At 69.6% G+C, this 24,685-nt stretch carries 24 protein-coding genes and 1 tRNA gene; 12 read left to right on the plus strand and 13 right to left on the minus strand.

The window, feature by feature from the left end; genetic code table 11:
* The first annotated feature begins 1 nt into the window (after window position 1).
* Genes EAH86_RS16125 through EAH86_RS16135 form a run of 3 tightly spaced genes read left to right on the plus strand, consistent with a single transcriptional unit; the run spans window position 2 to window position 3,278 of the window.
* On the plus strand, window positions 2–907 hold the full coding sequence (locus EAH86_RS16125) for a carbohydrate ABC transporter permease (RefSeq protein ID WP_140742558.1): 906 nt from the start codon (window positions 2–4) through the stop codon (window positions 905–907).
* On the plus strand, window positions 904–2,172 hold the full coding sequence (locus EAH86_RS16130; protein ID WP_140742559.1) for a 6-phospho-beta-glucosidase: 1,269 nt from the start codon (window positions 904–906) through the stop codon (window positions 2,170–2,172). Before EAH86_RS16125 ends, EAH86_RS16130 begins: the two co-directional genes overlap by 4 nt.
* The gene (locus tag EAH86_RS16135) at window positions 2,169–3,278 is read left to right on the plus strand and encodes an N-acetylglucosamine kinase (protein WP_140742561.1); all 1,110 of its coding nucleotides are present in this window, start codon (window positions 2,169–2,171) and stop codon (window positions 3,276–3,278) included. The genes EAH86_RS16130 and EAH86_RS16135 overlap by 4 nt, the downstream gene beginning before the upstream one ends.
* Before the next feature lie 20 nt (window positions 3,279–3,298).
* Here the strand turns inward: EAH86_RS16135 and EAH86_RS16140 are convergent, their stop codons facing one another.
* Complete coding sequence (locus EAH86_RS16140; RefSeq protein ID WP_206665852.1) at window positions 3,299–3,886, minus strand: TetR/AcrR family transcriptional regulator; 588 nt, start codon at window positions 3,884–3,886, stop codon at window positions 3,299–3,301.
* Window positions 3,887–4,033: 147 nt separating this feature from the next.
* Here EAH86_RS16140 and EAH86_RS16145 point away from each other — a divergent pair, with 147 nt between their 5' ends.
* Window positions 4,034–5,536, plus strand: a complete 1,503-nt coding sequence (locus EAH86_RS16145; protein WP_140742565.1) for an MFS transporter — start codon at window positions 4,034–4,036, stop codon at window positions 5,534–5,536.
* 75 nt (window positions 5,537–5,611) lie between these two features.
* Here EAH86_RS16145 and EAH86_RS16150 read toward each other — a convergent pair.
* Window positions 5,612–5,701 (minus strand) — tRNA-Ser (locus EAH86_RS16150).
* 138 nt (window positions 5,702–5,839) lie between these two features.
* On the opposite strand from EAH86_RS16150, the gene EAH86_RS16155 reads away from it, so the two are divergent.
* Window positions 5,840–7,279 (plus strand): MDR family MFS transporter, encoded by a 1,440-nt coding sequence (locus EAH86_RS16155; RefSeq protein WP_161988679.1) that lies wholly within the window; start codon window positions 5,840–5,842, stop codon window positions 7,277–7,279.
* A gap of 65 nt (window positions 7,280–7,344) precedes the next feature.
* On the opposite strand, the gene EAH86_RS16160 is transcribed toward EAH86_RS16155, so the two are convergent.
* The 3 genes from EAH86_RS16160 to tadA form a co-directional block, all read right to left on the minus strand.
* On the minus strand, window positions 7,345–8,367 hold the full coding sequence (locus EAH86_RS16160; RefSeq protein ID WP_140742569.1) for a metallophosphoesterase: 1,023 nt from the start codon (window positions 8,365–8,367) through the stop codon (window positions 7,345–7,347).
* A gap of 91 nt (window positions 8,368–8,458) precedes the next feature.
* Window positions 8,459–9,082 (minus strand): DedA family protein, encoded by a 624-nt coding sequence (locus tag EAH86_RS16165; RefSeq protein WP_140742571.1) that lies wholly within the window; start codon window positions 9,080–9,082, stop codon window positions 8,459–8,461.
* Window positions 9,079–9,594 carry a tRNA adenosine(34) deaminase TadA gene (tadA, locus tag EAH86_RS16170; RefSeq protein ID WP_140742750.1) on the minus strand — a complete coding sequence of 172 codons (516 nt, stop codon included), beginning with the start codon at window positions 9,592–9,594 and terminating at the stop codon, window positions 9,079–9,081. The genes EAH86_RS16165 and tadA overlap by 4 nt, the downstream gene beginning before the upstream one ends.
* 64 nt (window positions 9,595–9,658) lie before the next feature.
* On the opposite strand from tadA, the gene upp reads away from it, so the two are divergent.
* The 4 genes from upp (at window position 9,659) to EAH86_RS16185 (ending at window position 13,105) form a co-directional block, all read left to right on the plus strand.
* A complete protein-coding gene (gene upp, locus EAH86_RS16175; protein WP_140742573.1) occupies window positions 9,659–10,297 on the plus strand; it encodes a uracil phosphoribosyltransferase in 639 nt (212 codons plus the stop codon).
* Window positions 10,298–10,501: 204 nt separating this feature from the next.
* Window positions 10,502–10,669 (plus strand): hypothetical protein, encoded by a 168-nt coding sequence (locus EAH86_RS20485; protein WP_170212816.1) that lies wholly within the window; start codon window positions 10,502–10,504, stop codon window positions 10,667–10,669.
* A gap of 15 nt (window positions 10,670–10,684) precedes the next feature.
* Window positions 10,685–11,461 (plus strand): PH domain-containing protein, encoded by a 777-nt coding sequence (locus EAH86_RS16180; protein WP_140742575.1) that lies wholly within the window; start codon window positions 10,685–10,687, stop codon window positions 11,459–11,461.
* Between the two features lie 135 nt (window positions 11,462–11,596).
* Entirely contained in the window at window positions 11,597–13,105 is a 1,509-nt protein-coding gene (locus EAH86_RS16185; protein ID WP_140742577.1) for an amino acid permease, read from the plus strand.
* 38 nt (window positions 13,106–13,143) lie between these two features.
* Here the strand turns inward: EAH86_RS16185 and EAH86_RS16190 are convergent, their stop codons facing one another.
* Window positions 13,144–13,533, minus strand: coding sequence for a VOC family protein (locus tag EAH86_RS16190; RefSeq protein ID WP_140742579.1), 390 nt, complete (start codon window positions 13,531–13,533; stop codon window positions 13,144–13,146).
* A gap of 57 nt (window positions 13,534–13,590) precedes the next feature.
* Here EAH86_RS16190 and EAH86_RS16195 point away from each other — a divergent pair, with 57 nt between their 5' ends.
* Window positions 13,591–14,436 (plus strand): helix-turn-helix domain-containing protein, encoded by an 846-nt coding sequence (locus EAH86_RS16195; RefSeq protein WP_140742581.1) that lies wholly within the window; start codon window positions 13,591–13,593, stop codon window positions 14,434–14,436.
* A gap of 54 nt (window positions 14,437–14,490) precedes the next feature.
* Window positions 14,491–14,892 carry a VOC family protein gene (locus EAH86_RS16200; protein WP_140742583.1) on the plus strand — a complete coding sequence of 134 codons (402 nt, stop codon included), beginning with the start codon at window positions 14,491–14,493 and terminating at the stop codon, window positions 14,890–14,892.
* Between the two features lie 90 nt (window positions 14,893–14,982).
* Here EAH86_RS16200 and pntB read toward each other — a convergent pair whose 3' ends face one another.
* The 6 genes from pntB to EAH86_RS16230 all read right to left on the minus strand — a co-directional run bounded on the left by pntB (window position 14,983) and on the right by EAH86_RS16230 (window position 22,024).
* Complete coding sequence (pntB, locus tag EAH86_RS16205) at window positions 14,983–16,380, minus strand: Re/Si-specific NAD(P)(+) transhydrogenase subunit beta (RefSeq protein WP_140742585.1); 1,398 nt, start codon at window positions 16,378–16,380, stop codon at window positions 14,983–14,985.
* 6 nt (window positions 16,381–16,386) lie between these two features.
* Entirely contained in the window at window positions 16,387–17,919 is a 1,533-nt protein-coding gene (locus EAH86_RS16210) for a Re/Si-specific NAD(P)(+) transhydrogenase subunit alpha (RefSeq protein ID WP_140742587.1), read from the minus strand.
* A 163-nt stretch (window positions 17,920–18,082) separates the two neighbouring features.
* Window positions 18,083–18,268 (minus strand): hypothetical protein, encoded by a 186-nt coding sequence (locus tag EAH86_RS16215; protein ID WP_140742589.1) that lies wholly within the window; start codon window positions 18,266–18,268, stop codon window positions 18,083–18,085.
* Window positions 18,269–18,405: 137 nt separating this feature from the next.
* Window positions 18,406–19,383, minus strand: a complete 978-nt coding sequence (locus EAH86_RS16220; protein WP_140742591.1) for a pirin family protein — start codon at window positions 19,381–19,383, stop codon at window positions 18,406–18,408.
* Window positions 19,384–19,524: 141 nt separating this feature from the next.
* Entirely contained in the window at window positions 19,525–20,274 is a 750-nt protein-coding gene (locus tag EAH86_RS16225) for a hypothetical protein (protein WP_140742593.1), read from the minus strand.
* A 121-nt stretch (window positions 20,275–20,395) separates the two neighbouring features.
* Window positions 20,396–22,024, minus strand: a complete 1,629-nt coding sequence (locus EAH86_RS16230; protein WP_425325231.1) for an AMP-binding protein — start codon at window positions 22,022–22,024, stop codon at window positions 20,396–20,398.
* Between the two features lie 104 nt (window positions 22,025–22,128).
* Here EAH86_RS16230 and EAH86_RS16235 point away from each other — a divergent pair, with 104 nt between their 5' ends.
* Window positions 22,129–23,766, plus strand: coding sequence for an ABC-F family ATP-binding cassette domain-containing protein (locus tag EAH86_RS16235; RefSeq protein WP_140742597.1), 1,638 nt, complete (start codon window positions 22,129–22,131; stop codon window positions 23,764–23,766).
* Between the two features lie 39 nt (window positions 23,767–23,805).
* Here the strand turns inward: EAH86_RS16235 and EAH86_RS16240 are convergent, their stop codons facing one another.
* Entirely contained in the window at window positions 23,806–24,633 is an 828-nt protein-coding gene (locus EAH86_RS16240) for an SDR family oxidoreductase (protein ID WP_140742599.1), read from the minus strand.
* Between the last annotated feature and the right edge of the window lie 52 nt (window positions 24,634–24,685).

A 24,685-nucleotide genomic window follows, 5' to 3' on the forward strand; every position in this document is an offset into this window, starting at 1 on the left:
GATGGCCGACCTGACCGAGTCGCTGGCGCTGACTGCGCGTCCCAGGACCACCGGAGCCGTCAAGTCGGACCAGTGGCGCCGTCGGATCGGTGTCCTGGAGTGGGTCGGTCTGCACGCGGTCGGGCTCGGGCTGGCCATCGTGTTCGTCCTGCCCTTCGTGTTCCTGCTGCTCACCTCGGTCATGAGCAGCGACCAAGCGCTGACGACCGACCTGTGGCCGCGGACCTGGCACTGGGAGAACTACGCGCAGGTCTTCCGCACCGAGGGCTTCGTCACCTGGTGGAAGAACTCCCTGATGTATGCCGGGTTGGGCACCGCCCTGACCATCGTGTCGAGCACCCCGGTCGCCTACGCCCTGGCCAAGATGCGATTCACCGGCCGCAACGCAGCCCTCATGCTCGTCATCTCGATGATGATGCTGCCGCCGCAGGTGGTCATCGTGCCGATGTACCTCCTGTGGGCCAAGCAGTTCCACCTCACGGGCACCCTGTGGCCGATCATCATCCCGCTGGCGTTCGGCGACGCCTACTCGATCTTCCTGCTGCGCCAGTTCCTGCTCACCATCCCTCGCGAGTACATCGACGCCGCCAAGGTCGACGGGTGCGGTGAGTGGCGCACCCTGCTGTCCGTCGTCGTGCCGATGATCAAGCCGGCCCTCGTCGCGGTGGCGCTGTTCCAGTTCTTCTACTGCTGGAACGACTACTTCGGGCCGCAGATCTACGCCAGCGAGAACCCCGCGGCCTGGACGCTGTCCTACGGCCTGCAGTCCTTCAAGGGAGCCCACCACGTCAACTGGAACCTCACGATGGCAGCCACCCTGCTCGTCATGGCGCCGGTCATCGTGATCTTCCTGCTCGCCCAGCGCGCGTTCATCCGCGGCGTGACCCTGACAGGAGTCAAGGGATGAAGATTGCCGTCATCGGCGGCGGGTCGACCTACACCCCCGAGCTGGCTGACGGGCTGGCCCGTCTGCGGGACGTGCTCCCGCTCGACGAGCTGGTCCTCATGGACCCGTCGCAGGAGCGACTGGACCTCGTCGGGGGCATGTCGGCCCGCATCCTGGCAGCGCAGGGACACCCCTGCAGGGTGGTCACCACCCGGCATACCCGGGAGGCGGTGGACGGAGCCGATGCGGTCCTCATCCAGCTGCGTGTCGGCGGCCAGGACGCGCGGCGGCAGGACGAGACGTGGCCGCTGGAGTGCGGCTGTGTCGGACAGGAGACCACGGGCGCGGGCGGCCTGGCCAAGGCGCTTCGGACTGTCCCGGTGGTGCTGGACATCGCCGCCAAGGTGCGCGAGGCAAACCCGGACGCGTGGATCGTGGACTTCACCAACCCGGTCGGCATCGTGACGCGTGCCCTGCTCTCGGAGGGGCATCGCGCCGTCGGCCTGTGCAACGTCGCGATCGGCCTGCAGCGTCACCTCGCCGAGCTGCTGGGTGCCGACCCCGAGCGGGTGAGCCTCGACCACTTCGGACTCAACCACCTGACCTGGGTGCGGGGCGTCCACCTCGACGGCCAGTCGCAGGACGAGCTGCCGCGTCTGCTGAAGGCCAACGGCGAGGCGTTGGCAGGTCACCTCGACCTGCCAGTCGCCGCCCTGGAGCTCACGGGGATGCTGCCGTCCTACTACCTGCGCTACTACTACGAGCACGACGAGGTGGTCCGCGAGCTGCAGGGAGCGCCCACCCGGGCCGAGGTGGTCGCCGACGTCGAGCGAGAGCTCCTCCACATCTATGCAGACCCGACCGTGACCACCAAGCCCGAACTGCTCTCGCAACGGGGCGGTGCGTACTACTCCGAGGCCGCAGTAGCCCTCGTGGCCTCCCTGCTCACCGCGGCAACGAGCGAGCCCCAGGTCGTGAACGTCCGCAACCAGGGCACGTTGCCCTTCCTGCCGGACGATGCCGTCATCGAGGTGCCGGCGGACGTCGACCGGGGCGGCGCGAGACCCCGTGCGCTCGAGCCCGTGCCACCCATCGCTGCCGGCCTGATCTCGCACGTGTTCGCCTACGAGCAGCTGGCTCTGGAGGCGGCGCTGCACGGCGGGCGCGACCGGGTCGAGCGGGCGCTGCTCGCCCACCCGTTGGTCGGTCAGCTGGACCAGGCCCGCCGACTGGCTGACCGGTTGCTGCTGGCAAACCGGGACCACCTGTCGTGGGTGCGAGGATGAGCGAGACCACCGCCTGGTCGCGGGATCCGGGGCTCGCCACCGATGCCTCCGGCTCGGACTCCACGGCAGTCGAAACCCGCGAACTGCCAACGGTTCTCGCCTTCGACGGCGGGAACTCCAAGACGGACATCCTGTTGGTCCGGGCCGACGGGCAGATCCTCGGTTCGGCGAGGTCTGCGCCGTTCCGGCCGTACCTCGCCGGAGATGCCGGAGCCCTGGCCGCCCTGGAACCGCAGGTGCACGAGCTGCTCGAGCGTGCCGGTCTGTCCCGTGCCACCCACGCCGCGGCCAGCTTGGCCAATGCCGACCGCCCCGAGGAGGAACGGGCTTTCGAAGCCGCCATCGTCGAGCGAGGGTGGGCCGTTTCTGCGACCGTGGTCAACGACACCCTCGCGGTCCTGCGCGCCGGCACAGCCGACGGGATCGGTGTCGCCGTCGTGTGCGGAGCCGGGATCAACGCCATCGGTGTGGACGACTCCGACGGGGTGGTCCGGTTCCCCGCGCTGGGGCCCTTGACCGGCGACTGGGGCGGCGGCCAGGGGTTGGCCCAACAGGTGATGTGGTGGTCCGTGCGGTCTGAGGACGGTCGCGGACCGGCCAGCGCTCTCGCCGCCGCAGCGGCTGCCAACCTGGGGTTCGGGACGGCAACCGAGTGTGCCCTTGCCTTCCACTCCGGCGCGCTCCGCGACGAGCAGATGCACGAGCTGGTGCCCATGCTGTTCGACGTCGCAGAGGCGGGGGACGAGGTGGCGATGGACATCATCAGCCGACAGGCCGACGAGATCGTGACCATGGTCAGGGTGTGCGTCGAGCGACTCACCTTTGCTCGCGACACGATCCCGGTCGTCCTCGGCGGAGGAGTGCTCGCCGCTGACCAACCGCTGCTGATCGAGGCAGTCCGCGTAGGGCTCCTGGAGGTCTCTCCCCGATGCGCGCCCCACGTCCTGCACGCCCCACCCGTCCTGGGTGCCGCCGTGCAAGGCCTGGACCACCTTGCCCGCTCGCGTGGTCTCGCGGCGGCGGGCCACGCCGAGCCACCCGCCGGTGAGGCCATTCTCCGGAGCGCCTTCCCGGCAACGACCTCGCCCACCACCCACCCGGACTGACCCGTGAGCCAGCTGCGGCGTCAGGCAGCCGCGCGGATGCCGCCGAGCACGATGGCGACGACTCGCTTCTGTTGCTCCGACTCGAGCTCGCCCATCATCGTGCACCCGCCGACGAGGCGCAACAGGTCGGACGGCTCGACCTCGGCCCTGGCCACGCCCGCTTCCTGGGCGTTGCGCAGCACCAGCCCAGCCGCGCCGATGACGGTCTCGCGGGAGTGGGTCAACAGCTCGGAGTCGCGCCCGGCGGCATCGACGAGCTCCTGGAAGAGCGCCCGCTTCGTCGCGGCGTAGTCCAGCAGCACCCAGACCCAGGCCTCGAGGGCTTCCCAGGGCTGCTCCTGCTCGACGAGCCGAGTGGTGCTCACGGCGAGGGCGTCGACGTCCTCGCGGTAGACGGCTTCCAGCAACGACAGACGGGTCGGGAAGCGGCGGTACAAAGTGCCGATCCCCACGCCGGCGCGACGTGCGATCTCTTCCAGGGAGGACTCGGTGCCTGACTCACGCAGCACCTCGCGGGCTGCGAGCACGAGACGCTCGTAGTTGCGCTGTGCGTCGGCACGCATCGGCCGCTCGTCAGTGAGCGAGCCGGTCGCACTCGTCGGGACCACCCGGCATACCTCCTTGGTTGAACGCTGGCACGGCACGTGCACAGGTCATTGGCACACACTACTTGCAAAACGGAGGCTGCCTCCGTATTGTTCATCCGGAGGGACCTTCCACTTATCCACCTACTGTACCCGAAGGAGCAAGACCTCGTGTCTGCCCAGATCTCAACCGCTCCCGCGGCGCCTGCTGCTCCCGCCTCCGTGCGGGGCCCGCGTCGACAGGTCTCACCCGGCGTCGTCCTCGGTGTCATCCTCATCGCCCAGCTGATGGTCGTCCTGGACGCCACCATCGTGAACGTCGCCCTCCCCAAGATCCAGACGGCTCTGGACTTCACCCCCACCGGACTGTCGTGGGTGCTCAGCGCCTACACGCTCGCGTTCGGTGGGCTGCTCCTCTTCGGCGCGCGCGCTGGTGACCTGTTCGGCCGCCGCCGCGTCTTCGTCGCCGGAATGGCGCTGTTCGCCACGTCGTCGTTCGTCGGCGGTTTCGCGACCACCGCCACCTGGCTCGTCGCCTCGCGCGCCGCCCAGGGCGTCGGCGCAGCCCTCGCAGCGCCGGCCGTGCTGGCCCTGCTCATGTCCACCTTCACCGACCCCCGCGAACGCACCCGTGCGCTCGGCCTCTTCACCGGTGTCTCCATCGGCGGCGCCGCCATCGGCCTCATCGCGGGCGGACTGCTCACCGAGTGGTTCTCGTGGCGCTGGGTGATGTTCGTCAACGTGCCGATCGGCCTCGCCGTGGTCGCAGCCGCCCTGGTCGTCGTGCCGGAAACGGCTCGCGCGAGCGGCAAGATAGACGTGGCCGGCGCGCTCACCTCGACCCTCGGCATGACCGCGCTCGTCTACGGTTTCGTCCACGCGGCCGAGGCCGGATGGGGCAACGCCGAGACGATCGCGTCGTTCGTCGCCGCGGTCGGACTGCTCGCCGCCTTCGTCGTCATCGAGCGGCGTGCGCCGCACCCGATCACGCCGCTGGAGCTGTTCGCCAACCCCACCCGCGTGGGTTCGTATGCCGGTCGGTTGCTTCTCGTGGCCGGCATCATGGGGACCTTCTTCTTCACGACCCTGTTCCTGCAGGACATCCTCGGCTACACGCCCCTGCAGACCGGGCTCGGGTTCCTGCCCCTCACGGCCGCGCTCTTCCTTGCCTCCCAGCTCAGTGCGCGGCGGTTCGTCGAGCAGTTCGGGCCCCGGCGCGTGATGGTCGCGGGAACGCTGCTGTCCACCATCGCCCTCGCCCTGCTCAGCCGGGTGTCGGAGACGAGCAGCTACTGGTCGATCCTCCTGCCGCTGGTCCTGCTGGGGCTCGGCAACGGCACGGCCTTCGTCCCGCTCACGGGTGCGTCTCTGCACGAGGTCGAGCCGCAGCACGCAGGCGCCGCCTCCGGTCTGGTCAACGTGACCCAGCAGGTCGGCGGGTCCCTGGGCCTGGCCCTGCTGGTCACCGTCTTCGGCACCGCGTCTCGCCACGCAGCCGCAGAACCCACGCTCGGCCGGACCGCCGTCGAGCAGGCGCACCACGTGTTCGTCGTCGGCGCGCACTCGGCCCTGACCGTGGCTGCGGGTTTCGTCCTCCTGACGGTGCTGGTTGTCTCGCAGCTGCACCGGTCGCCACGAGCGAGCGCTGCCACCCTGGCCGCGACCGCCGAGTAGCGAGGGGCCACCACTGCGGGGGCGCTCGATAACGATGAAGGACCCGACACAAAGCGTGTCGGGTCCTTCTCGATGTGGCGGTGGCGGTGGGATTTGAACCCACGGTGGGCTTTCACCCACACACGCTTTCGAGGCGTGCTCCTTAGGCCGCTCGGACACGCCACCGCGGAGCAGGTTACTAGAGCGGTCGACGGCGACGAAATCGCCTCGGGACCGCCTGCCGAGCCGCCGCGCGAAGGCGCCGACACGGCATACCTCGGCGTCGGGGGAATGCACGGGCAGCCCGAGCACTTGTCATCGGAGATGACTTCCACCACCACGAACACCGCCGGAGTCGGGCTCCGTTCGGACCGCGGCCCCATCCTGCTGGCGCTGATGGTCTCGACCGGCCTGATCGCCATGGACGCGACCATCCTGGCCACGGCGGTCCCGTCGGTCGTGCGCGACCTCGGCGGCTTCTCGCAGTTCCCGTGGTTGTTCTCGGTCTACCTGCTCGCCCAAGCAGTGTCGGTGCCCATCTACGCCAAGCTCGCCGACATCGTGGGCCGCAAGCCGCTCATGCTCTTCGGGATCGGGCTGTTCCTCGCCGGGTCGGTGCTGTGCGGTTTCGCGTGGAGCATGACCTCGCTCATCGTCTTCCGCGCCCTCCAGGGCCTCGGCGCCGGCGCGGTGCAACCGATAGCCATCACGATCGCGGGCGACATCTACACCGTGGCGGAGCGGGCCAAGGCCCAGGGCTACATCGCCAGCGTCTGGGCGGTCTCGTCGGTCGTCGGTCCGACGCTGGGCGGGATCTTCTCCCAGCTCGGCATCTGGCGCTGGATCTTCTTCGTCAACGTGCCGCTCTGCCTGCTCGCCGGCACCCTCATCGCCCGCAACTTCCACGAGAGCGTGGAACGCCAGAAGCACCGCATCGACTACGCCGGTGCCGCACTCCTCACGGCGGCCATGTCGCTGCTCATCCTCGGCATCCTCGAGGGTGGCCAGGCCTGGTCGTGGTCGTCGCCCACCAGCCTCGGGGTCCTCGGCGGCGGCTCGCTGCTGCTCGCCGCCTTCCTCCTCGTCGAACGCCGCGCCGCCGAGCCCGTGCTCCCCCTCTGGGTGCTGAGTCGCCGGCTGCTCGCCACGACCACGATGCTGGCCCTGGGGGTCGGGGTCATCCTCATCGGCCTCACCTCGTTCGTCCCCACCTACCTCGAGAACTCCCTCGGCATCGACCCCCTCATCGGCGGGCTCGCCCTCGCGGCGCTGACCATCGGCTGGCCGATCTCCGCGACGCTGTCGGGCCGGCTGCTCTACCTCCGGTTCGGCTTCCGGCCGGCGATCCTCGTGGGTATGGCGCTCGTCGTCATTGGCACCGGCACGCTCGCGTGGACGTCGCAGCACCCTTCGGTCGTGGTCGTCGCGCTGTCGTGCTTCGTCACTGGCCTCGGCCTGGGACTGGTGGCCAGCCCGTCGCTCATCGCGGCCCAGGCCAGCGTGGAATGGCACGAGCGAGGTGTCGCGACCGGCACCAACATGTTCGCCCGCTCGATCGGCAGCGCGGTCGGTGCCGCCGTGCTGGGCGCCGTCGCCAACGGCGTCATCGCCCGCTCCGGACGCCCCGAGACCGACCCGGCCACAGCGGCCGATGCCGGCACCGCGGTCTTCATCGGCGTCCTCGTGGCGGCCGTCGTGACGATCGTCGCCGCAGTCCTGATGCCCAAGGCCACCGCCGACACCTCGCCCGACCCCGCGCGCTAGCCCTCGTTTGCTGACAACTCGCCGGGGATCACCGGCGAGTTGTCAGCAAACGGACGGGCGAACAGCTAGCCGGCGTAGGAGACCCGGGTCCAGCTGAGGCTGGTCCCGGCGCCGGGACGGTTCACGGTCACCTTGAGCCAGTCCTTGTTGTTGTCCGACCCGTCCACGGTGATCCGCTCGAGACCGGCCGCCGACCCGGTGACCCCGTAGCGGGACAACCACACCGAGCCCGGCGCGAGCGGCCGGTCCGAGTTGTAGATGTGCGAGTCGCCGTTGACGAGGTAGACGTCGCCGTCGAACGCGTTCGTCTCGTCGACCAGGGCCTGCACCAGGGGCTGGAACGCGGAGATGTCCGTGGGGGCCGGGGTGTAGGTGGGGTCGAACATGTCGGCCTGCTGGAGCACGACCACGGCTCGGTCCTGGCGCTGCTTGGCATCGGCGAACGTCTTGCGCAGCAAGGCGATCGACGAGGTCATCCGCGCGCGCTCCTCGGCCACCTGCGCCGAGGTGGCGGTGGAGTTGCCGATGCCCGTCCACGGCTGCAGGTCGTTGTTCGACCCGACGACGTGCAGCATGGCGAAGTCCACGCCCGCACGGCGCAGCATCACGTTCTCGGGGTATGCCGCGTCGGGCACCGAGACCTTCGCGGGTGCGCCCAGCGTCGTGCCCGGTTGGTCGAAGAACACCGAACGGTCGAAGGCGAGGCGCTCGAGGGGCTGGTAGCCGCCGTTGTTGACCCGGTGGCAGTCGGTCCACTCGTTGTCGCCCGGCGTGTAGACGAGCGGGTCGGCGAACCGGTCGAACTGGGCCCGGATCATCCGGTAGTAGGCGTCGTCGCACCTGGTGGAGCCGTTCTTGATGTCCCCCACGTGGAAGGTCAGCGCGACGTCGGGGTCGGCGTTGATCTGGTCGATCCACCCGGGGAACTTGGCCACCTGGTCCGCGCCGTAGGGCACGTCGCCGATCACGGCGAAGGTGTAGTGCCCGGGCTTCTGCTGGCCGTCGACGGCCTGCGCCGCCGGAGCGACCATGGCGAACGAGACTAGGGCGGTGGCGCAGACGGCCGCGATGGTGAGTGGGCGACGCATGGGGGCTCCTGTCAGAGGGGACAGGAGAGTTCTCTCGCCACAAGGTGAACAGCAACCCGCGGATCAGGCGACCAGCAGGTGAACTCGTGCGTCAGTCCGCGGGCTGGGCGCGGTGGCGGCGCACGGCCCACACCACGATCGCCACGACCACGATCAGACCAACGATCCCGGCAGCCCCGCGGCCGAGCCACTTCTCGACCCGGTGGTAGGACTCGCCAGCGAGGTAGCCCGCGGTGACCGCCGTTGCGCCCCAGGCAATTCCGCCGACCGCGTTCCACGGCAGGAAGACCCGGTACTTCATCCCGGACAGGCCGGCGAGCGCGGGCATGACGGCTCGGAAGAACGCCGTCCACCGGCCCAGGAACACCGCCGAGCCACCTCGACGCCGCAGGAAGTCCTGCGCGGACTCCAAGCGCTCCCGTCGCCGTTCGAGGATCTTCAGCCCCATCACGCGGGGCCCGAACAGCCGTCCGATCTCGTAGCCCACCGAGTCCCCGATGATGGCCGAGAGGATGACCACCACGAGGACCCAGGCCAGCGACGTGTGCCCAAGGCTCGCCGTCACCCCGCCGATGACGGCCAGGGTCTCGCCCGGCAGCACGAACCCCACGAACAGCGCGTCCTCGGCGAACACCACCAGCGCGACGATCAGGTAGACCAGCCACGGTGGCGCCCCGAGCACCTGGTTGACCAGGTCGTTGATGATCCCGCTCACGCCCCTGCCACCCGTCCGTCGCCCTGCGCGGTCTCAGCAGCGGTCCCAAGGGCCGTCCCGAGAGCCGTGGACCCACCCGCAGCCCGTTGCTCATCGAAGAATGTCAGCAGCACCTGAGAGCACTCTGAAGCCCGCACCCCGCCGATCACCTCGACGCGATGGGTCGCGCGGCGGTCGCGGACCAGGTCCCAGACCGAGCCCGTCGCGCCGAGCTTGGGGTCCCACGCGCCGAGCACCAAGCGCGAGATCCGCGACAGCATCAGCGCTCCCGCGCACATCGGGCACGGTTCGAGGGTCACGACCAGCGTGCAGTCCTCGAGCCGCCACTGACCCAACGACCGAGCCGCAGCGCGCAGCGCGACCACCTCGGCGTGTGCAGTCGGGTCTCCCTCGACCTCGCGCAGGTTGCGGCCTTCACCGATCACCTCGCCCGCCGGCGAGATGACGACCGCCCCCACGGGCACGTCGCCGTCCCGGGCAGCCTGGGCGGCGAGGTCGAGCGCCAGGCCCATCCACGCGGCATACCGCTCGTCGACTGCTGGTCCGCCGCTGGGAGTCACGCGCTAAGTTTCGCCTATGCGCGTCCACGTTGCCGACCACCCGCTCATCACCCACAAGCTGACCTACCTGCGCGACAAGCGCACGGACAGCCCGACCTTCCGTCGGCTGGCCGAGGAGCTGGTGACGCTGCTGGCCTACGAGGCGACCCGGGACGTGCGGGTGGAGCCGTTCGACATCGAGACGCCGGTGGCCCCGACGACGGGCATCAAGCTGTCCAACCCCAAGCCGCTGATCGTCCCCATCCTGCGGGCCGGTCTCGGGATGCTCGAGGGGATGGTGCGCCTGCTGCCGAGCGCCGAGGTGGGCTTCCTGGGCATGCAGCGCAACGAGGAGACGCTCGAGGCGATCACCTACGCCAACCGTCTCCCGGACGACCTCAAGGGTCGCCAGTGCTATGTCATCGACCCGATGCTCGCCACCGGTGGCACCCTCGTCGACGCCATCCGCTACCTCGCCGACCGCGGCGCCGACGACATCACGGCGGTCACCCTGCTGGCCGCGCCGGAGGGCGTCAAGCACGTGGAGGAGGCCCTCGCCGACCTCACCATCCCGATCACGATCGTCACCGGCGCGATGGACGAGCGGCTCAACGAGAAGGGCTACATCGTGCCCGGCCTCGGCGACGCGGGCGACCGCCTCTACGGCGTCGTCTGACCCAGCCGCCTGCCTGAGTGGGCACGCTCCGCACCCCAGAGCCGGTGCCCAGTGCCCACCGCGAGGTATGCCGCGTGGCCGGCGGATCGGCGGCGCGCCTGACCCGGTGGCCGCACCGTTTCGGGCACCATGGTGGGCGAGGTGTGCCCGTCCGACGTGCACACCGACGACCGAACCCCCACGACGACCGATCAAGGAGACGACATGCAACGCGTGAAGAAGATCCTGCTGTGGGTCCTCGTCGCGTTCGCCGCCTACGCGATCTTCACCTCCCCCGACCAGGCTGCCGACATCGTCAAGACGTCGGGCTCGATGCTGGGTGACGGCGCGAAGAACATCGGCAACTTCTTCGACGCACTGCTCGGCCGGTAGCGGACCCGGGGCCTGATGGCTGCCTCAGCCCGGCGCCACGAGGAGCTCGACCGCTACCTGCTGGACGGCGAGCGGCTCGTCACGGCTGTCCACCAGCACTGGGGCAAGGTCGCCGAACCGGTGGGTTCGGCGGTTGCGGGCTGCATCTTCGCCTTCTGGGTGGACGCCAAGATCGACCCTGCCTTCGGCCTGGTGAGCACGATCGTGTGGTGGGCCTGGTTCGCCGTCGTCGCGCGGATGGCCTGGAAGCTGGCTGAGTGGCGGCACGACTGGTTCGTCGCCACCGACAAGCGGCTGCTGCTGTTCTACGGCTTCATCACCCGCAAGGTGTCGATGATGCCGCTCATGAAGGTCACCGACATGTCCTACGAGCGGTCGGTGCCCGGACGCATCCTGGGCTACGGCCGGTTCGTCATGGAGTCGGCCGGCCAGGACCAGGCGCTGCGTGAGGTCAACTGGGTCCCCGAACCGGACGGCCACTACCGCGCCATCTGCGCCGAGATCTTCGGCGTCGCCGACCACGGGCGGGTGCTCCCCGACGACGACGGCCATGACGACCGGTGGGACGGCGGGTGGGACGACCACCAGCCGCCACCGCCCGGCATACCCGATCCGTATGCCGGCTGGGACGACCCGCCGCACTCGCCGCAGGCGCCCTCGGCCACCCCCAGCGCGGGCTCGGGCGCGCCGCCGGGCTCGCTCTACCGCAGTCCTGACCTCCGGGCGCGGGACCGCGCTGCTGACACCGGCCCCATTCCCATCAGGCCGCGCCGCGACCGGGGCGACGACTAGGCACGGACGGCAGACGCCCCTGAGAAGGGCGACTGTGGAGGGCCGGATTCCGAAAGGCGCGCTGGTCAGGACGCCGCTAGCGTGTCTCGGACCCAGCCGCGCGAGCGGCACACCTGTCCCCCGGAGGCGTTGCGCATGTCGGTCATGAGGACCAAGTCGATCGAGCAGTCGATCCGCGAGACCGACGAGCCGGACACCGCGCTCAAGAAGAGCCTGTCCTGGCTGGACCTCACGGTCTTCGGCATCGGCGTCATCATCGGCGCCGGTATCTTCACGTTCACGGGCAAGGCGGCCCAGGCCTACGCCGGGCCGTCCATCGTCATCTCGTTCGGGATCGCTGCCGTCGTGTGTGGTCTGGCCGCCCTCTGCTACGCCGAGTTCGCCTCGACGGTGCCGGTCTCCGGATCGGCCTACACGTTCTCGTACGCCTCACTGGGCGAGCTGGTCGCGTGGATCATCGGCTGGGACCTGCTGCTCGAGCTCGCGCTCGGCGCCGGGGTGGTGTCGCAGGGCTGGTCGTCTTACGCCAACCTGCTGCTGACCGACATGGGGATCAACCTCCCCGATGCCCTGGCACCGCGCACCGACGACAACCCTGCCGGCCAGTTCAACCTGCTGGCCTTCATCCTGATCATCGCGCTGACGGCGCTGGTGGCTTGGGGGATCAAGGAGTCGATGCGGGTCAACCTGGTCCTGGTCGGCATCAAGCTGTTCGTCGTGCTGTTCGTGATCATCGCCGGGATCGCGTACATCAAGAGCGCCAACTACAGCCCCTTCATCCCGCCCGCCCAGGCCGGGGATGCGAGCGAAGGTGTCAAGCAACCGCTCATCCAGGCGCTGCTCGGTTTCACGCCGACGACCTACGGCATCGGCGGCATCGTCGCGGGCGCCTCGATCGTCTTCTTCGCCTACATCGGGTTCGACGTGGTGGCCACCACCGCGGAAGAGGCCAAGAACCCACAGCGCGACCTCCCGATCGGCATCATCGCCTCACTCATCATCTGCACGATCCTCTACGTCGCAGTCGCCTTCGTCATCACCGGCATGGTCAAGTACGACAAGATCGATCCCGACGCGGCGCTGGCCACTGCCTTCAAGGACGTCGGCAAGGCGGGCTACGCGACGATCATCGCCTGTGGTGCCGTGGCAGGCCTGACAACCGTGGTCATGACGTTGATCATCGGTGCCACCCGGGTCCTGTTCGCGATGTGCCGCGACTGGCTGCTGCCCCCTTCGTTCGGCAGGACGAACCCGAAGACCGGCACCCCGGTGCGGATCACGATCGGCGTCGGGCTCGTCGTGGCCTTCATCGGCTCCTACCTCGGCAACCACATCGACCTCGAGGAGATGGTCAACATCGGCACCCTGGCGGCGTTCAGCCTGGTGTCCGTGGCCGTGCCGATCCTGCGCCACAAGCGGCCCGACCTGAAGCGCGCGTTCACCGTCCCGTGGTCGCCGTTCCTGCCCCTCGTCGCGGCAGCCGCCTCGGTCTACCTCATGCTCAACCTGTCCATCGAGACCTGGATCCGCTTCCTCATCTGGATGGCGCTGGGATTCGTCATCTACTTCGCCTACAGCGTGCGCAACAGCCGGCTGTCGGGCAATCCCAAGGAGGGCGAGGTGCCCAGCCTCACCAGCACCTGACCAGCGACCCGGCGCCGATGGTTGCCACCGGCGCGCGGTCAGCCCCAGTTGGCGGCCTTCGTCAGGCAGAACAGGTGGCCGTCGGGGTCGCGCAGCACGACCCAGTCGGTCGACGGCTGCGGCTCCGGCTTGGTCGCGCCGAGGTCGGTCATGGCCGCCTCCGCCTGCGCCATGTCGTCCACCGCGAGGTCGAAGTGGAACTGCTTGGTGCCGGACGTGTTCGGCCAGCCCGGGGCCTTCCAGCCCTCGACCCGCCCGAATCCGAGGCGCTGGCTGCCACTGGTGACCATGCCGTAGTCGCCGTCGGCGTGGGCGATGTCCCAGCCGAGTGCCGCTGCCCAGAACTTTGCCTCGCGCTCTGGGTCGGCGCAGTCGATCGTCGTCATGGCCAGGGCCGCGGGGGCAGTGCTCGAGGTGCTGGGGGTCATGGGTCCTCCTGCTGTCGTCGGTGGTCTTCCTGCCCCCGACCTTCCTAGACTCGGGCCGTGGCGACTAGCACAAACACGACAGGGTGGATCCCGTCGTCGAAGGGCGTGCTGCGGCCGGAGGAGATGGCCCGCCACGTCAGCTTCGACGAGACCGACCCCACGCCAGGCGCCGCTCCGTGGGTCGAGCGCGTGTGGTCCGTGACCTGGGACATGCCCGAGGGCGTCGAGCACGTCAACTCGATCGTGCCGCACCCCTCGGTGAGCCTCACCGTCGAGCGCGGCGAGGTCGACCGCGACGGGGCGCACGGGCCCGGCGTGTGGGTCACCGGGGTCAGCACCCGACGCTTCGACGCCGTATGCCGCGGGCGCGGCGGGGTGGTAGGCGTCAAGTTCCACGCGGGCGGGTTCAGTGCCCTCACCGGCATCGCGGCGGCCGACCTCACCGGCCGCAGCCGGCCCGCGGACGGGCTGGTCCCGGGTTGGGCAACCCTGGCCGACCTGCCGCTGGACGCGCGGGTTGCTGGTCCGTCCTTGTGCGCCCTGGTCGAGGACCTGGCCCGGAACCGTGAGCCGGACCCGGGCTACGCGCTGGTGGCTGTGGTGGTGCAGCACCTGCAGGACCCGACGGTCACCCGAGTGGACGACCTGGCCGAGCGGTGCGGGCTGTCGGTCCGCGGCCTTCAGCGCCTGCTCCGCCAGTACGTCGGGGTCGGACCGAAGTGGATGGTCGCGCGTCGCCGGCTGCACGACGCCGTGGCGACGCTCGACGAGAACTACGACGGGTCGCTGGCCGACCTGGCCGCCACCGCCGGCTGGTACGACCAGAACCAGTTCGCCCGCGACTTCACTGCCCTCGTCGGCACCACCCCCGGCGCCTACCGCGACCGCGGGTCGGCGGTCTGAAGCCGGTCGGGACGGAGCCGGCCGCGAGCGGCGCGCACGCGGCATACTCGCGCCATGAAGCTCTCGGTGGTCCTCGACGGACGCGACCTGTCCGTGCTCGTGCCGTTCTGGACGACGGCACTCGGCTACGACGCGGTGTTCTCCCTGCCGGAGTTTGAGGTGCTGCGGCCCCGCGAAGGTGAACCGTCGGGACCGGTGTTCATCCTCCAGCGGGTGCCGGAGGACAAGGCCGGCAAGAACCGGATGCACGTAGACGTCCACCCACCGCTCGAGCTCGGCGTCCCAGGCCTGGTCGAGCGTCTCGAGGCGCTGGGCGGTCGACGGGTCGGGGAGCCGGTGACCGACCTGCTCGAGGCGATCGACAGCTGGTGGCAGGTGATGGCCGACCCGGAGGGCAACGAGTTCTGCGTGGTCGCCGACCAGGGCCACCCACCGCCGGCCGCGACGACGTCCTGAACTGGGCGCGGACCCCCGACGGCCCGACTTTGAAGGATCTGCCGCGTCAGGATCCGGAGGATCCTTCAGAGTCGCCGAGCAGGCAGGGCGTCAGAGGGCCTTGATGATGTCCTCGACGCGCTCCTTGGCGTCACCGAACAGCATCTGGCTGTTGTCCTTGAAGAAGAGCGGGTTCTGCACGCCGGCGTAGCCCGTGGCCATCGACCGCTTGAAGACGACGACGTTGCGTGCCTTCCAGACCTCGAGCACCGGCATGCCGGCGATCGGGCTGGTGGGGTCCTCGGCGGCGGACGGGTTCACCGTGTCGTTGGCACCGATGACGAGGACGACGTCGGTGTCGGCCAGGTCGCCGTTGATCTCGTCCATCTCGAGCACGATGTCGTAGGGGACCTTGGCCTCGGCGAGCAGCACGTTCATGTGTCCGGGCAGGCGCCCGGCGACGGGGTGGATCCCGAACCGGACGTTGACGCCCTTCTTCCGCAGCTGGCTGGTCAGCTCGGCCACGGGGTACTGCGCCTGCGCCACGGCCATGCCGTAGCCGGGCGTGATGACGACGGTCGAGGCGTCGCGCAACAGCTCGGCGACGTCGGCCGCGATGGTCTCGCGGTGCTCGCCATAGTCCTTGTCGTCGCCGACCGACACCTCCTGGCCGAATCCGCCTGCAATCACTGAGAAGAAGGACCGGTTCATGGCCTTGCACATGATGTAGGACAGGATCGCACCGGAGGACCCGACGAGCGCGCCGGTGACGATGAGAAGGTCGTTGCCGAGCATGAAGCCAGCCGCCGCAGCGGCCCATCCGCTGTAGCTGTTGAGCATCGACACGACGACGGGCATGTCGCCACCGCCGATGGAGGCGACGAGGTGCCAGCCGAACGCCAGCGCGACCACGGTCATGAGCAGCAACGGGATCACCGAGTGGGACTGGACGAACCAGAAGAGCAGGGCTGCCGACACGACCAGGGCCGCGAGGTTGAGCCAGTGCCGCGCGGGCAGCATCAGTGGCGAGGACTTGATCCGGGCACTCAGCTTCAGGAACGCCACGATCGACCCGGTGAACGTCACCGCACCGATGAAGACCCCGAGGAACACCTCGACGAGGTGCAGCTTGTCGTCGGTGCCTGCGTCCCGGGACTCGAGGAAGGAGCTGTAGCCCACGAGCACCGCAGCCAGGCCGACGAAGCTGTGCAGCATCGCGACGAGCTCGGGCATCTGGGTCATCTCGACGACCCGGGCTCGCCACAGCCCGATCGCGGCACCGACCGCCATGGCCGCCGCGATGAGCGCGAACGTGAGGACGGGGTGCTCGGCCCGGTCGACCGACAGCCAGATGGTGGCGACGAGCGCGAGGGCCATGCCGGCGACGCCGAAAGCGTTGCCCTCCTTGGCCTTCTCGTGCTTCGAGAGTCCCGCGAGCGAGAGCACGAAGAGCACGGCCGCGACGATGTATGCCGCCTGGACGAGGTTGGTGGTGACGTTGCCGCTCATACCGGTTCAGTCCTTCCTGAACATCTGGAGCATCCGGCCGGTCACGGCGAAGCCTCCGAAGATGTTGATGCTGGCCACCAGGGTGGCGGCGAAGGCGAGCACCTGGATCAGTGCGTTGGAGCTGCCGAGCTGGAGCACACCGCCGACGAGGATGATGCCGCTGATCGCGTTGGTCTCGGCCATCAGCGGGGTGTGCAGGGCGTGGGCGACGTTGGAGATCACGTAGAACCCGACGATGACCGCGAGCGCGAACACCGTGAAGTGGCCCAGGAAGACCGACGGCGAGTTGGCAGCGACGAGGCCGAACAGCACGGCGCCGAGCGCCATCGCCACGTACTTGCGGCGCGGGTCGCGCGGCTTGGGTTCGGGCTTCGGGACGGCGACCACCGGGGCGGCCGCGGCCGGGGCGGCGCTCACCTGCACGGCAGGTGGGGGCCACAGGGTCTGGCCGTCACGGCATACGGTCATGCCGCGCTGGACCACGTCGTCGAGGTCGAGCACGACGCGCCCGTCCTTGCCGGGCGTGAGCAGCTTGAGTAGGTTGACGAGGTTGGTGCCGAACAGCTGGCTGGCCTGGGTGGGCAGCCGGCCGGGCAGGTCGGTGTAGCCGATCAGCTTGACGCCGTTGGCGCTGGTGACGATCTGGTCGGCCACGGTGCCGGCGACGTTGCCGCCGTTGGAGGCGGCCATGTCGACCACGACCGAGCCGGGCTTCATCGTCGCGACCATCTCCTCGGTGATGAGGCGCGGGGCCGGCCTGCCGGGGATGAGCGCGGTGGTGATGACGATGTCGACGTCCTTGGCCTGCTCGGCGTAGAGCTCGGCGGCCTTGCGGTTGAAGTCCTCGCCCATCTCCTTGGCGTAGCCGGTGGCCGACGGCCCTTCGTCGTCGACGGCGATCCGCAGGAACTCGGCACCCATCGACTCGACCTGCTCGCCGACCTCGGACCTCGCGTCGAAGGCGCGGACGATCGCGCCCAGGCTGCTCGCCGTGCCGATCGCGGCGAGCCCGGCGACGCCGGCACCCACGACCAGGACCTTCGCGGGTGGCACCTTGCCGGCCGCCGTGACCTGGCCGGTGAACAGCGAGCCGAACTCGTGGGCCGCCTCGATGACCGCTCGGTAGCCGCCGATGTTGGCCATCGAGGACAGCACGTCGAGCGACTGGGCACGAGAGATGCGCGGCACCGCGTCCATCGCGAGCGCCGTCACCCCCGCGGCCGTCAGCTTGTCCACGAGATCCGGGTTGAGGGCAGGAGAGATGAGCGAGGCGAACAGCGATCCGGCGCGGAGGAGTCCGATCTCCTCGTCGGTGGGCCCGTTGATCTTGAGCACGACATCACTCGTCCAGGCATCGGTGCCCTGGACGACCGAAGCCCCGGCCGCGGCATACGCGTCATCGGAGAAGGAGGAGCGGGCGCCGGCGCCCGCCTCGACGGCCAGGTCGTACCCGAGGCCGACCAGCTGGCCCACGGTCTTGGGCGTGGCGGCGACCCGGGTCTCACCCGGCTTGGACTCTGCTGGAACACCGATCCGCACTACTGCTCCCGTCGCTGGAAGGCCCTCGGACGTCCCGTGACGTCTGGTGACGTCGCCAAACCTATTCGGTGCGCCGCGGCAATGGCGCGGCAACGTGACGACAGTCGCGCCCGCCGTCCAACGGGTGGACGACGGGCGCGACGTTGCTGCCTGGTGGGCCTGCTCAGACGAGGCCGATCACGATCAGGGTCATCAGGGCGATGAGGGTGATGGCGCCGAGGAACAGGCTGCCGCCGATGTCGGACTGGGTCTGGTCGTACGGGCGGTCGTTGTGCAGGTAGTCGTGCGGGTACTGGGTCGGACGCTCGGCGCGGTGCGCACCACTGCTCCGGGTCCTGCTGCGAGTCATTGATCGGGTCATGTTCACTCGCCTCCGTTCAATACGCTACGTACCGTATCGTATCTATGCGGGACCACGCAACGCGGAGGTGGGAGCTTTGCAGGATCTGACGCACTCTGGTCCGTCAGATCCTGCAAAGACGCGCGTCAGGCGGTGCCGCCACCCACATCGCCGTGCGGGACCGGCTGGCCGAGCCGGCCGGCCTGGTAGTCCTCGAACGCCTTGCGAACCTCGGCCTCGGTGTTCATCACGAACGGGCCGGCCCAGGCGACGGGCTCACGGATCGGGAGGCCGCCGAGGACCACGACGTCCAGCCCCGCGGCATACCGCTCCTGCTGGGTGCGGGCCGAGGACAGCTGGATGGCGTCACCCGGTCCGAACACGGCGAGCTGTCCGGGACCGACCGGGGTCTGGTCCGGGCCCACGAAGCCGTCGCCGCTCATGACGTAGACGAGGGCGTTGAAGTCGCGCCGCCACGGCAGGGACAGCTCGCCGCCCGGCGCCACGGTCGCGTGCACCATCGCCATCGGGGTGTGCGTCGAGCCGGGGCCGGCGACGCCGCCCACCTCTCCGGCGATGACACGCAGCAGCGAACCACCGTCGGCGGAGGTCAGCAGGCCGACCTCGCTGGAGCGCAGGTCCTGGTATGCCGGTGCCTTCAGTTTGTCGACCTTCGGCAGGTTGACCCAGAGCTGGAAGCCGTGAAACAGGCCGCCGCTGACGACCAGGCGCTCCGGCGGGGCCTCGATGTGCAGGATCCCGGACCCGGCGGTCATCCACTGGGTGTCGCCGTCCGTGATCGTGCCGCCGCCCCCGAACGAGTCCTGGTGGTCGAAGATGCCGTCGATGATGTAGGTGACCGTCTCGAAGCCGCGGTGCGGGTGCCACGGGGTGCCCTTGGGCTCGCCCGGCGCGTACTCGACGGCGCCCATCTCGTCCATGTGGATGAACGGGTCGAGGTCGCGCAGGTCGACGCCCGCGAAGGCGCGCTTGACCGGGAACCCCTCCCCCTCGAACCCGCTCGGTGCGCTGGTCACGGAGCGGACGCGGCGCTGTTCGGCCGTCGCGGCAGGCGGCAGGACGCGCGGGAGGACGGTGAGGTCGGCGACGGAGACAGCAGGCATGAGTTACTCCACATCTAGTTCGATATTCAACTATCTCCTAGAACCCGCCAGCCCGTCAACCCATTCCCGACGACGAAGCCCGGCCGCAGAACGTGCCTGCAGGCCGGGCCTCGTGTCGCTCCCGCGTCGCTCAGGTGGCGCTCAGAGCTGGCGCTGCCGATCCTCAGGCTCCACGCCGTCTGCGTCTGAACGCACGGGCTGCACGCCGTCTGCGTCGCGCCGTTCGGCGGTGACGTCGGCCTCGGCAGGTCGCTGCCCGCCGGCCCCGTCCGAACCGTCGGCACCGTTCAGGTCGGCATGGTCATGGCCGGCCAGCTGATCTGCGTCGTGGCGAGCGCCGGAGGTGACGGAGTCGTCGCGCTCTGACCACTCGGAGCGCCCGGTGGAGTCCCCAGCGTCCGTGGCGTCCGTGGCGTCCCGGGCGTCCCGGGCGTCGACGGCGGCGACGCCTGCGGTGCCGCCGGTGCCGCCGGTGCCGAGCCGGTCGCCGTCCGTGGCGTCACCGTCCGTGGCGTCACCATCACGGTCAACGTCATCGCGGTCGGACACGTCGACGTCCGGGTCGCGCTCGTCCGCCTGGCGGAGGTGTTCATCCCGCTCGTCACCGGCGGCCGTGGCGTGCTCGGCGCGTCGCTCGGCCTCAGCCTCGAGCTGCACGGCGCGCGCGCGTTGCTCCTCGGCCTCTGCCCTTGCCTTCTCGGCCTGCGCCTGAGCCTCTGCAGCCGAGGCTTCGCGCTCGCGATGGTCGCGGTCGTGCTGCTCGGCCTCAGCCCGCAGCTCGGCGGCCTCCGCACGGCGCGTCTCGAGCTGTCGGCGCCTGCTCATCATGACGAGCAGGCCGATGACGGCCAGCACCACGACGATGAGGATGATCCAGACGATGGGTTTCATAGGCCCTCCTGGTTTGGGCCGGAACGAGATCCCGGCCCAAGCAACCTAGGGCAGGCAGGCGCCCACGTCTACCGTCGACGCGGACGTTTACGCAGGTCAGACCCGGTACGCGACTCCGCGATTAGGTGCTGAGCCCGAGATCGGCGACGGTCTTCTCGCGCATCTCGACCTTGCGGACCTTGCCGGTCACGGTCATGGGGAACTCGTCGACGATGGTGACGTAGCGCGGGATCTTGTAGTGCGCGAGCTTGCCCGTCGCGAAGGCCCGGACCGCGGCGGCGTCCAGCGGCTGCGCGCCCTCACGCATCCGGATCCAGGCGCACAGCTCCTCGCCGTACTTGGGGTCGGGCACCCCGATCACCTGGGCGTCGAGGATGTCCGGGTGGGTGTAGAGGAACTCCTCGATCTCGCGCGGGTAGACGTTCTCCCCACCCCTGATCACCATGTCCTTGATCCGACCCGTGATCTGCACGTAGCCCGTCTCGTCCATCACGGCGATGTCGCCGGTGTGCATCCACCCGTCGACCAGCACCTCGTTGGTCTTGTCGGGCTGCTCCCAGTAGCCGAGCATCACCGAGTAGCCCTTGGTGCAGAACTCACCGGCCTCGCCACGCGGCAGGGTCTCCCCCGAGACGGGGTCGACCACCTTGATCTCGAGGTGGGGACCGACCCGGCCCACGGTGCCGACCTTCTGCTCGAAGGTGTCGTCGGTGCGGTTCTGGGTGGACACCGGCGAGGTCTCGGTCATCCCGTAGGCGATCGTCACCTCAGTGATCCCGCTGTCGATGAGCTTGGTCATCATCGTTGCGGGACAAGGTGATCCAGCCATGATGCCGGTCCGAACCGAGGACAGGTCGTATGCCGCGAAGTCCGGGAGCGACCACTCCGCGATGAACATCGTGGGCACCCCGTAGAGCGACGTGCACTTCTCGTCGGCCGTCGCCTTGAGCGTCGCCGCCGGGTCGAACCCGGGCGCCGGGATCACCATCGCGGCACCGTGGGTGGTGCACGCGAGGTTGCCCATCACCATCCCGAAGCAGTGGTAGAACGGCACCGGGATGCAGACCCGGTCGGCCTCGGTGTAGCGGCACAGCTCGCCGACGAAGAAGCCGTTGTTGAGGATGTTGCGGTGGCTCAGGGTCGCGCCCTTGGGGAAACCGGTGGTGCCCGACGTGTACTGGATGTTGATCGCGTCGTGCGGGTCGAGGATCGCCTGCACCTGCGCGACCTGCTCCGACGTGACCTCGTCCGCGCGAGCCAGCAGCGCCTCCCACGAGTCCTGCCCGAACACGAACGAGTCCCGGACGTCGGGGCAGCTCGCCCGCACCTCCGCCAGCATCGCCACGTAGTCGCTGGACTTGAACGACTCAGCCAGGAAGACCGCAGAGATGCCGGCCTGGTTCAGCACGAACTCCAGCTCGTGCGTCCGGTAGCTCGGGTTGATGTTGACCAGGATCGCGCCGAGCTTGGCCGTCGCGTACTGGACCACCGTCCACTGGGCGCAGTTCGGCGCCCAGATCCCGACCCGCTCCCCCTTGACCAGTCCGGTGGCGAGCAACGCTCGGGCGAGCCGGTCCACCTCGGCCGCGAACTCGGCATACGTCCAGCGGATCCCCTGCGCCACGTCGACCAGGGCGTCGCGGTCCCCGAACCGGGCCACGGTGGCGTCGAGGTTGTCGGGGATGGTCTGCTCGAGGAGCGGGACGTCGGTCTCACCCGCGGTGTGCGACAGCGTTGTCATGGTTGCCATCCCACCCCTCAACGCGGCCGGCGACAACCCCTCGCGGGAACGGGTTCGGCCACCGCAAACCCGTTGTCGGCGAACGGTCGCCTGCAGGTAGCGTCCCTACCGACATGACTGCAACCCTCAAGGCCACCCACCTCGCCGCCGGCCACGGCGCCCGAGCCCTCTTCGCGGGGCTCGACCTCGTCATCGGATCCGGCGACGTCATCGGCCTCGTCGGCGCCAACGGCGCGGGCAAGTCGACGCTGCTGCGGCTGCTCGCGGGCGAGGTCGAGCCCGAGGAGGGCTCAGTGACCCTGACGCCGGCGAGCGCCACGGTCGGGCACCTCCCCCAGGAACCCGAGCGCCGCGAGGGTGAGACGGTGGCCGCGTTCCTCGCGCGCCGCACCGGCGTGAGCGACGCCGAGCAGGTGATGAACGACGCCGCCGAAGCTCTCGCCGACCCAGCCCCCGGAGCCGACGACCGGTATGCCGCGTCGCTCGAGACGTGGCTGGCGCTGGGTGGGGCGGACCTCGAGCAGCGCGCCGCCACGACGGTCGCCTCGCTGGGCCTGGGCGTCGACCTCGACATGCCGATGACCGCGCTGTCCGGTGGGCAGGCGGCGCGCGCGGGGCTGGCGGCCTTGCTGCTGTCGCGTTACGACGTCCTCCTGCTCGACGAACCCACGAACGACCTCGACCTCGACGGCCTCGAGCGCCTGGAGCAGTTCGTCGCGGGCCTGCGCAGCCCGGCGGTGATCATCAGCCACGACCGCGAGTTCCTGGCGCGCACCGTCACCCGGGTCGTCGAGCTCGACCTCGCCCAGCAGCAGGTCTCGGTCTACGAGGGCGGCTACGACAGCTACCTCGCCGAGCGCGAGGTCGCCCGCCGGCACGCGCGCGAGGACTACGAGGAGTTCGCCGACACCAAGGAACGCCTTGAGCAGCGGGCCGTCACCCAGCGCAACTGGGCGACCGTCGGCGTCAAGAACGCCAGACGCAAGAAGACCGACAACGACAAGTTCGTCACCGCCTTCCGCGTGGACTCGTCGGAGAAGCAGGCCGCCAAGGCCCGCCAGACCGAGCGGATGATCGAACGCCTCGAGGTCGTCGAGGAGCCGCGCAAGGAGTGGGACCTGCGGATGACGATCGCCGCAGCTCCTCGTTCCGGTTCTGTGGTGGCTTCGGCGGCGGCCGCGGTGGTGCGGCGGGGTGACTTCACCCTGGGCCCGGTGGACGTGCAGGTGGACTGGGCCGACCGGATCGTCGTCACCGGCGCGAACGGGTCGGGCAAGACCACGCTGCTCGGCGTCCTGCTCGGCAGCATCCCCGTCGACGAAGGGAGCGCCGGTCTCGGGTCGTCGGTCCGGGTCGGCGAGGTGGACCAGGCTCGTGGCCTCTTCACCGGACCGAAGCCGTTGGCTCGCGCCTTCGCGGACGCCCTACCGGACTGGCCGGACGCCGACGTCCGCACCCTGCTCGCGAAGTTCGGCCTGGGCTCCGAGCAAGTGCACCGGCCGGCAGACTCGCTGTCCCCGGGCGAACGCACCCGGGCAGCCCTGGCGCTGCTGCAGGCCCGCGAGGTCAACCTGCTCGTCCTCGACGAGCCCACCAACCACCTCGACCTCCCGGCCATCGAGCAGCTCGAGGAAGCGCTGGACTCCTTCGGTGGAACCGTCCTGCTCGTGACCCACGACCGTCGGATGTTGGCTGATGTCAACGCAACCCGCCGCTGGCACGTCGACAACGGTCGGGTGGCCGAGCTCTAGCCGCGAGCCGCCGGCATACCCCTGTGGGCAGAGCTCAGGTCAGCTCAGGAACAGATCGGGCGCGAGGCCTTCGTCCTTGCCCGTCATCGAGTAGGCCGCGAAGTCCGCTACGCCCCTCGCGCGCAACAGCTCCTCGTCGATCAGGGTCTGGCCGTTGAGGCCCTGGCCCTCGGTGGTGAGGACCTCCCAGGCGGCGTCCGCCACGATGTCCGGCTTGCGGCTCACCTTGATCATCTGGTCGCCTCCGGGCAGGTTGCCGATCGCGTCCGTCGCGACCAGCGTCGCCGGCCACAGGCAGGTGGACGAGACACCCTTCTGGCCGAGCTCGTGGGCAAAGCCCAGCGCCGCCAGCGTCATCCCATACTTCGCCATCGTGTATGCCGGGTGGCCGGCGAACCAGCGCGGGTCCAGGTTGATGGGCGGGGACAGGGTCAGGACCTTGGGGTCCGGCGAAGCGAGCAGGTGCGGGAGCGCCGCCTTCGTGAGCATGAACGTGCCGCGGACGTTGACGTCCTGCATGAGGTCGTAGCGCTTGGGGTCGAGCGTGGCGGTCGGGCTGAGGTTGAGCACGCTCGCGTTGTTGACGACGATGTCGATCCCGCCGAAGGCGGCTGCCGTCTGCTCGACCGCGGACGCGAGGGTCTCGTCGTCGCGGACGTCGCCGACCACCGCCAGCGCTTTGCCACCGGCGGCCTCGATCGCCTCGGCCGCCGTGTGGATGGTGCCGACCAGGCGAGGGTCGGCCTGGTCGGTCTTGGCGATGAGGGTGACGTTCGCACCGTCGCGAGCAGCGCGAACGGCGATCGCCAGGCCGATGCCACGGCTGCCGCCGGACATGATGATGGTCTTGCCGGAGAGCGTCGTCATGGCCGCGAGCCTAGTTACCGATGGGTAGACCGGGAACCGGGAAGGGCCGTGG

Source organism: Pedococcus bigeumensis (assembly GCF_006438965.1).
Taxonomy (GTDB): Bacteria; Actinomycetota; Actinomycetes; order Actinomycetales; family Dermatophilaceae; genus Pedococcus; species Pedococcus bigeumensis_A.